Raw genomic sequence first — 8,045 nt, forward strand, 5'->3', positions numbered from 1 at the left:
TGTAAAAGGAGTGGGTATGATGATGATTAAAACATTGCATATGGAATATGATGAAAGTTTTTGTGAATTTGATGCAAGAGTGAATGAGTTTTTACAATATGTTGATGAAAAACAGCATTGGGAACTCGTAAGTGTTACACCTTTAGTGACGAATAGTGTTGAAGGTATAGATTACATGGTTACAGTTGTATTTAAAAAATAAGCGTTACCCATTGTAATAAATAATATTTGATACATTCGTGTGTTGAACAGAAAAGATAAAACTACAAATAAAGGAGATTAATAATGAAAATTATAGCAATGAGTATTTTCGTTGATAACCAAGATAAAGCACAACAATTTTATACTGAAAAATTAGGATTCAAAGCGAAACATAATATTGAAATTGGTGGAGGATTTAGATGGGTTACTGTTACGGAAGAAGATTCGAATAATCCAGTTGAAATCGTATTAGAACCAAATGAAAGTCCAATTGCTAAAAATTATCAAGAGGGACTTTATCAAGCTGGCATTCCAGTTACTATGTTTGGTGTTGATAACCTTGAAGCGGAGCATAACAAGTTAGTAGAAAAAGGAATTAGTTTCCATACTGAGCCAAAAGAAGTTGAAGGCGTTAAGTATGCAATATTTGATGATACGTGTGGTAACTTGATTCAAATTGTAGAACAATAGATCTATATCCACAACCCAACATGCTTGTTTGAAAATTAAAAAGAATTTATAAGAGCTAGGTGTATGCTATGAATCACGAGAATAGGTGTTGTAGTTTATACCTAGCTATTTCTATATTGGAGATGAATAGCTATGGAATTACAAATTAAACAAACTTCAGAAATGACACCACTTGAGTTAGTTAAAGTATTTCAGGCGCGGGTACGAGTATTCGTAATAGAACAGCGTTGCTTGTATGAAGAAGTAGACGATGCTGATGTAAGAGCATCACATGTAATGTTAAAAGATGGTAATGATATCGTCGCATATGCTCGTATTATTGAACACGATACTTATATTAGTTTTGGTAGGGTACTTGTCGCTGAAAAATACAGAAAAGAAGGATATGGACGTAAAATTGTCCAATTAACTATTGATGCAATTCGAGAAAATTATCCGCCACAAACTATTAAAATTTCTGGACAGGCACATCTCAAATCGTTTTATGAATCTTTCGGCTTTCACAGTGTTTCTGATGTCTATTTAGAAGATAATATCCCACACATTACGCTAGAACTGTATGCAAATGAATAATTGATGTATGCAATCACCAAGCCTTAGTACAGGCTGTCGAATGATTACAAGTTGATACATTCAACAGTCTGCATGTGTACTATTAAGTTATGGAAGTAGATGTTGCTAGTGTCCACAGTTAAAATACGATGTGCTGATTTATTTTTTCATTTTATCAATATCTTGTGATACAAGTGTTAATAATGATTCAGTTTCAGCTTCGGTTAAATCGTCTGAGCCTTTAATGCGAATAACGGAACCTTTATCGGTTTTTACGTGGTAAATGGGTTCATCGTTCTTATAGACCTTACGGAGTACCTTCATGTTATCACCCTTTGTTTTATTGAAGCGTCAAACGAGATATTAAACGCTTTCTGTTGTATTGCTTTAACTATAGAATAACTTTTTATTAAATTATTTTCCAATAGTATGATTCGATTTATCTTTTTGTTTTTGTGAACAGATTTAAAAATTTATTATTAATTCAAAAATATTTTACTTCACTAAATTAAATAAAAATGTTGTTTTCGAAAGAGCATATGTTATTTTATGAATCCTGACAAATAAAAAAGGATTCAAGACAATATATGTCTCAAATCCTTTGTATCAGTAATATAATGTATTCTAAAATTGATCGTTCACTCTGTCTTCGTCGACAGTATCTTCATCAAATTCAACCTCAATAACGATAGACAACAATGATTTAATTAAAAAACTAATACTAATTATCCCTAGTAGTGTTAAGAGAACCTTTTTCAAAATCGACAACTCCCATATTAATGATTTTTTATATTAAAGATGAAACATTACCCTTTGAAATAATTTTATAACAAAATTGGAAATTTTACGATAACTATTCATTAAAATTAAAAGTTTGGTTGTCTTACGTTCAATAAGTTGATTAAAGTATTCGCCGTTGTGATGGATTTATAAATGGAATCTGCTGACTATTTTATTAATTTAGGAATAAGTTTGATGTAGATAATCTCACCCATTAATTCGATAAGTGTCTGAGTAATAATGACAGTGGTAGCAATTGTTACCACTGTATCTGGTAGGGCTAAAGCCAATGGCAATACAACCAGGGCATTTCTCGTGCTAGAACTGAAAGCAATGGTTCTTATCAATGGAGCCTCTAATCGGAATAATTTCCCAGTAAAATAACCAATTATAGGTGCAATTATCATAAATGAAATATAGATGGGAATGACTGTAATCACTACGTATATATCATTCGTTATCTTATCAATCTGTGAAGCAACAATTGTAAAGAGTACAAATGCCATAAAAAGTTCAGGTAACCAGCTTGTGAAATTTAGCGCTCGTTGCATAGCGGTAGACTTTGTACTTAATAGTTGAAGTAAAATTGCTATAATTACAGGAATAATAATAAAGGTTACAAATGAATGAATAAATGGTGTAACTTCTATCATCGTTATCATGTCTTTATTCAAAAAGATAGTCAGATATATTGGCAAGAATAGCATTTGTAGGATGAAAAGAATAGGCGTTGAAATAAGTAAGTAATGTGCATTCCCTTTGCCTAAAGCGGTGAAAACAATAACGTAGTCTATGCAAGGTGTTAGTAATACCAAACAAAGCCCAATTAAAATTGCAGAAGATGATATATTGAAAGCATGAATTATTCCAAATACAAGTAATGGTATGAATAGAAAATTAGATAAGATTAAGGCAAACATGAATTTTAAATTTAGTAGGTTGTTACGTAAATTTAAAAAGGGAATTTGTGAAAACATACTAAACATAAGTATAGCTATGCAGATACTAATTAATGGCTCTAAATTTGAAGTGAAAGTAGGGAAGGTTAACCCTACAATGACAGCCAATAGTAAGGCGATAAGATAAATATATATTTGGAAATATTCAATTGCATTTTTGAAATTTTGTACAGTTTAGCTCCTTTCTTAAAAATTCAATCAGGCCATCATCAAGTTAATTCAATCAGTGCTTATAAATCTTTGATTATTATTTGAGATTTGGAAGTATTTATTTCTATTTTAAGTGATTTACTGTTATTTTCAACTTGTGTTCGTGTGACTTTACCTTGTTCTATTGTGAAAAATACTTGGCTCAAAATCCCCATGGCATAATCATTGATAGGACTAACTAATGAGATTGATGTTTCGTCTTCTTGAATGGCGAAAGATTGTTTACTTTGATTGATGATCTGCCATTCTGGTAAATATGTAAGTTTCATAACTAAATCTCCTTTAATGTATATATGTTTAAAGTCATTATAATATATTTGTGTACATGCGTATCCCAAAATTAATAATTAATCCAAATAAAAAATCGTTGATTAGCACTTGGCTATACAACGATTTTTGTTGATAAATTAGCTGAAAATGAGTGAAAATAGAATGCCGACTACGCCAAAAATTATGAGCATCACAGTAACACCGAGTAGAGACTCTTTTGCTTGTTGTGATCCTCTAATTTTGTATGTAATGAGCGAAGCTATACCACAAATTAAGAAAAATAAAGATAACCAGAAGACAATCATGAAATGTAGACTCAAAACACTACACCTCCTTCTTTAAAATATGTTCTATTTATAAACAATTATAACGTTGTCATTTTTGATATTATAGTAGTATCATCTTATCACTAAATAGTAAACAGACATAGGTTAATCGTTAATTTTTTTGATTTTATAGTTATGGAAACATGCTGAATTTCAATTGGACTGTACATGTGAAAGTGAAATGATTTGAATGGTGTATTGAATTACTTTAAGAACGTAATTCATCTGATGTATAATATATTTAGAATATATTGGATAGGAGAGAGTGCAGTGAATGAAGTAAATAAAGTAATTTATATTGTATTGGCAGTATTTCTAGGTAGTTTTGGCGTGCATAAATTTTATGCAAGAAAAACAGGCATGGGTCTACTATTCCTAGTATTTTGTTGGACAGGGATTCCGCAAATTTTAGCTATTATTGGTGCGATTATCGTGTTATTCAAACCTTCAGATGAACGAGGCAATGTACTCGTTTAACGATAAACTATTTATTTCAAGCAAATTAAGTGTGATAAACGCTTAGTTTGCTTTTTTTATTAATATACTTATTTTGAATAAAAAAACATAAACCTATAATATGTGAAGTTCAATTAACCTATAGGTTTACGTTTATAAAGTATGGATTTAGTTTTTTAATGTTTACAGATAAATAAGTAAATACATCTCAAAATTATAAATTGTTAAGTTGAAATAAAAAACTTAATAAAATTTACAATTCTAAAATAAATATTGTTATGACAGGAAAATATTAAAAAATATTTAAATTTTAAAATGTATCGTGATAGACAAATCACTATTATTTGTTATGATTAACACAAGATTCAAAAATGATAAAACAGTGTAATGATTAAAATTGAGATAATCGAGGTAACGCTTATGACATTTTATGATTTTATATTAGGGTTTTTAGAAGATGATACACCTTTTGGTCAACTAGCGCATAATATTATGGGCGATAAGAATTTTCCAAAGTATGAAACAAGTTCCATTGTGTTAAATACTTACTTTTATAGCAATTACTTTGATCATGAAATACTAGCTTCTGCCAAAAGAGCTTTGAGTTTGTATATTAATAGCACTGAATTGTCATAAGAATGCCTACGTTTAATCTTCAAAGTACCAATTTTGTTTACATAAAGCGTCTCGAATATCTTTAGTCTTAAAATTAATTTCATTATTTCTTATTGAAAAGGGTTCGATGATATCTTGAGCCATCCATGAATTAATGAGTTCTTCAGGTAATCCATCTAATTCCATGTCACTTTTGCTTATAACAAAGCATTCCCAATCAAGTGATATTTTTGAAGGATGAATGTAATTACATTCATTAAGATCATTCATAAAAACACTCCTTAATATTGTAAATCCGATAGTTAATTTTACCCATGTAATATTCCATCAAAACGAGATTGATATAATAAATTAAATTTTTACAATTTGTTATGGTTAAAATAAAATGTGAAAGTGCGCTTCCGCAGTTGAGAAAGCGCACTTTTTTAATATTGTTCTGTATTTTAAAATTTAAAAAATTACCACGGAATGATACCGAGAAGACAGGCAACTAATATCATGAATAAACTGGATCCAATGGCCCATTTAATTACAATTCGTTGGTTCTGACCGTATTCAATATCAAGCATACCAACAAGTAAGTAACCAGCTGCATATAATGGGCTTAATACATGTAATGGTTGTCCCAATACGGATGCTCTTGCCATAGCTACTTTAGAAATGCCAAATTGTTGCGCTGATTCTGCAAGAATTGGTAACACGCCATAGTAGAATGGATCATTTGCCATGAAATATGTGAATGGCCCACTTAATATAGCAGTTATTAATGCAAAGTGATTACCCATTGCATCTGGTATGATGTGAACCAGTGCAGTCGCCATTTCATTTACCATCTTTGTACCATTCATAACGCCCGTGAATATACCTGACGCAAATACAAGACTGATAACTGAAAGAACATCACCAGCATGTTTTTTTACGACTGAATTTTGAATACTGAGATTTGGATAATTTAATAAAATTGCGACCCCAAACCACAGCATAAACATGACTGGTATTGGTAAAATACCGATAACAAGACACACAATTAGTGAAATTGTGAGTATAGCATTCGGTATAAGCATTTTCGGTCTTTTCAATAGTGATTCTTCTTTTGTATCTGTAGGTCTAATATCATCTAAATCAATATCAGTATATGACGTAATATATTTTCTAGCACGTTTACCTAATATGTATGCGACACCAAAAGCAAATACAATACCTGCAACCATTGCTGGAATGATTGGCACAAATACTTCTTCAGTAGTTACTTGTAATGATGAAATTGCACGTGCAGTTGGACCACCCCAAGGTAACATGTTCATGACACCAATGGATAATAGTGCCAAAGTCGAAAGTGTATATAAACTCATACCAATTTTTTTGTAAAGTGGCATCATTGCTGTCACAGTAATGATGAAAGTAGTAGTACCATCTCCATCTAAAGCCACCATCGAAGCTAAAATTACAGTACCAATTGCAATTTTAACTGGATCCCCTTTAACGACTTTAATAATTTGATTGATGACTGGTTCGAATAAACCGGCGTCTATCATGACTCCAAAATATAATATTGCAAAGGTAAGCATAATACCAGTTGGTGCAACTGTTTCAATACCTTCAAGCATGAATTTACCGAGTCCTGCGTAAAAGCCCCCAATCAATGCAAAAATCGTCGGTATAACGATTAATGCAGTTAACGCTGACATTTTTCGTGTCATGATTAAAATCATAAAGATGATAATCATAATAAAACCGAGTATTGCTAAATTCATTTGAAATCCCCCCTTATTTTTTTCATTATAGCGCTTTCAGAAGATTTGTGAAATTAAAATATGCAAAAATGTTTATAATAATAGAATAAGTATAAATTTTAAAAATAAAAAACTCTATAATTCACCAATTAACTTAGGTGATTATAGAGTTGTGATTTAGATAATATAAATATGTAGCCTAGTCTATATATTCTGCGAGGAATGCCTACAAAATAGGGTAGCATAGTAATATGAGAGAAAATATCGATACACACATTGCAAAAATATTAGCGATACGATCCCCGCGGAGTAACGCGTAAATGTTAATCAATAAAGCACCTAAAATAAATAAGCCGCCTGCGAGTATTGGTAAATTGCCTTCTAAAATCTTACTTACCGCAAGTAATGGCGTTGCCAACGTGATTAAAGATAGAAATAATGATAATAAAGTCGTGGCGTATTTCAAAGTATTCAGTCCTTTCTTGAATATAATGGTTCATTTCGAAAAATTTACAAAGTTCATTCGTGCTTAATAAAAATCATATTGTCTTATTAATAGGAATGCAAGCTATTTTGAAGATTTGTTGGGAAAATCCTACTATTTTGGAATGTGAGCTAAGTATGTATAACACTACAAGTACATTATCATATTCGCGTGATAGGTTTAATATGTTGATATAAATGTTAATAATTAAGATTATTCATGTGTTTCAAATATGTCATTAGAATTCTCGTTAAAATTATAAATAAACCAATGCTCATCGACGTAATTATCACCATATTTGCGTGCATGTTGTTCTATGACAAACATTTCAAAGTTTAAATTACTGAAAAATACCTTGCCACTTATGTTATTTGAAATCAGTGAAGCCAATAAAATTTCAATATTACGTTCCTGACAAATGTCGAATACATTTTGCATCAATAGCTTAAGCACACGTTCTCGGGCAAGCGAATCGTCTTTGTTAACGCACAAATTTTCCACCATTACTTTATGCGCGATACTGTAGCTTTGATTATGGATGAGTGTTACCGCACCGATTAATTTATCATCTTCAAATGCGCCTAAAGTTATGGAATCTGGAGATTGTTTAGATAATAGTAATGACAAATCCATTTGATTTAAAGATCTTTTGGTTTGGAATTTCCAAGCCATGACTTCAATTTCTTTATGAACGCCTTGTGTTAACAAAGCTTGATACGCAGGGACATCTACTTCTGTTAAATAACGAATATCAGTCATGTCATGCCTCCTTATTTGAGAAATGATGTGGAACTGTTAAAAGGGAGTTTGATTTAGCTATAATTTTAAAGTAAAAAAATTATTCGGGCAATGACTTTTTTTGTTTTTGTAAAAAAGATGTTTAGAGTTTGATTTTTATTTATGATGAATTGTCAATTTAACTGCAACAGACTTACAGTGAAAATTTCATAAGGTGTACACCAATTAAGACACTTTCTTGGTCGATGAT

The 8,045-nt window shown here is 30.9% G+C and carries 14 protein-coding genes; 6 read left to right on the top strand and 8 right to left on the bottom strand.

Annotated features, from left to right (window positions below; translation table 11 throughout):
* Positions 1 to 19 precede the first annotated feature (19 nt).
* The 3 genes from ACSULM_RS02490 to ACSULM_RS02500 all read left to right on the top strand — a co-directional run bounded on the left by ACSULM_RS02490 (position 20) and on the right by ACSULM_RS02500 (position 1,245).
* Complete coding sequence (locus ACSULM_RS02490) at positions 20 to 202, top strand: hypothetical protein (protein WP_436860243.1); 183 nt, start codon at positions 20 to 22, stop codon at positions 200 to 202.
* A gap of 83 nt (positions 203 to 285) precedes the next feature.
* Complete coding sequence (locus tag ACSULM_RS02495; protein ID WP_436860245.1) at positions 286 to 672, top strand: VOC family protein; 387 nt, start codon at positions 286 to 288, stop codon at positions 670 to 672.
* A 132-nt stretch (positions 673 to 804) separates the two neighbouring features.
* A complete protein-coding gene (locus ACSULM_RS02500; protein WP_436860248.1) occupies positions 805 to 1,245 on the top strand; it encodes a GNAT family N-acetyltransferase in 441 nt (146 codons plus the stop codon).
* 138 nt (positions 1,246 to 1,383) lie between these two features.
* Here ACSULM_RS02500 and vraX read toward each other — a convergent pair whose 3' ends face one another.
* From vraX to tsaT, 5 genes are all read right to left on the bottom strand, one after another.
* Complete coding sequence (vraX, locus tag ACSULM_RS02505) at positions 1,384 to 1,548, bottom strand: C1q-binding complement inhibitor VraX (RefSeq protein ID WP_436855173.1); 165 nt, start codon at positions 1,546 to 1,548, stop codon at positions 1,384 to 1,386.
* A 300-nt stretch (positions 1,549 to 1,848) separates the two neighbouring features.
* Positions 1,849 to 1,983: a hypothetical protein gene (locus ACSULM_RS02510; protein ID WP_436860250.1), complete on the bottom strand. Its 135-nt coding sequence runs from the start codon at positions 1,981 to 1,983 to the stop codon at positions 1,849 to 1,851.
* Positions 1,984 to 2,171: 188 nt separating this feature from the next.
* Positions 2,172 to 3,113, bottom strand: a complete 942-nt coding sequence (locus ACSULM_RS02515) for an arsenic resistance protein (RefSeq protein WP_436860281.1) — start codon at positions 3,111 to 3,113, stop codon at positions 2,172 to 2,174.
* An 80-nt stretch (positions 3,114 to 3,193) separates the two neighbouring features.
* The gene (locus ACSULM_RS02520) at positions 3,194 to 3,442 is read right to left on the bottom strand and encodes a hypothetical protein (RefSeq protein ID WP_436860252.1); all 249 of its coding nucleotides are present in this window, start codon (positions 3,440 to 3,442) and stop codon (positions 3,194 to 3,196) included.
* Between the two features lie 138 nt (positions 3,443 to 3,580).
* Positions 3,581 to 3,763 (bottom strand): type II toxin-antitoxin system toxin TsaT, encoded by a 183-nt coding sequence (gene tsaT, locus ACSULM_RS02525; RefSeq protein WP_069996164.1) that lies wholly within the window; start codon positions 3,761 to 3,763, stop codon positions 3,581 to 3,583.
* A 234-nt stretch (positions 3,764 to 3,997) separates the two neighbouring features.
* Between tsaT and ACSULM_RS02530 the strand changes: the two genes are divergently transcribed.
* Positions 3,998 to 4,246 carry a TM2 domain-containing protein gene (locus ACSULM_RS02530; RefSeq protein WP_436860254.1) on the top strand — a complete coding sequence of 83 codons (249 nt, stop codon included), beginning with the start codon at positions 3,998 to 4,000 and terminating at the stop codon, positions 4,244 to 4,246.
* Between the two features lie 399 nt (positions 4,247 to 4,645).
* Positions 4,646 to 4,861 carry a YozE family protein gene (locus ACSULM_RS02535; protein ID WP_436860255.1) on the top strand — a complete coding sequence of 72 codons (216 nt, stop codon included), beginning with the start codon at positions 4,646 to 4,648 and terminating at the stop codon, positions 4,859 to 4,861.
* Positions 4,862 to 4,873: 12 nt separating this feature from the next.
* On the opposite strand, the gene ACSULM_RS02540 is transcribed toward ACSULM_RS02535, so the two are convergent.
* Together ACSULM_RS02540 and ACSULM_RS02545 are read right to left on the bottom strand one after the other, a co-directional pair.
* Positions 4,874 to 5,110, bottom strand: a complete 237-nt coding sequence (locus ACSULM_RS02540; RefSeq protein ID WP_436860258.1) for a hypothetical protein — start codon at positions 5,108 to 5,110, stop codon at positions 4,874 to 4,876.
* A gap of 188 nt (positions 5,111 to 5,298) precedes the next feature.
* A complete protein-coding gene (locus tag ACSULM_RS02545) occupies positions 5,299 to 6,594 on the bottom strand; it encodes a CitMHS family transporter (RefSeq protein WP_436860259.1) in 1,296 nt (431 codons plus the stop codon).
* Between the two features lie 299 nt (positions 6,595 to 6,893).
* Here ACSULM_RS02545 and ACSULM_RS02550 point away from each other — a divergent pair, with 299 nt between their 5' ends.
* Positions 6,894 to 7,106, top strand: coding sequence for a hypothetical protein (locus ACSULM_RS02550; RefSeq protein WP_436860261.1), 213 nt, complete (start codon positions 6,894 to 6,896; stop codon positions 7,104 to 7,106).
* A gap of 164 nt (positions 7,107 to 7,270) precedes the next feature.
* Here the strand turns inward: ACSULM_RS02550 and ACSULM_RS02555 are convergent, their stop codons facing one another.
* Entirely contained in the window at positions 7,271 to 7,816 is a 546-nt protein-coding gene (locus ACSULM_RS02555) for a GNAT family N-acetyltransferase (RefSeq protein ID WP_436860263.1), read from the bottom strand.
* Between the last annotated feature and the right edge of the window lie 229 nt (positions 7,817 to 8,045).

The sequence above is a fragment of the Staphylococcus caeli genome, from assembly GCF_051413795.1.
Classification (GTDB): domain Bacteria; phylum Bacillota; class Bacilli; order Staphylococcales; family Staphylococcaceae; genus Staphylococcus; species Staphylococcus caeli_A.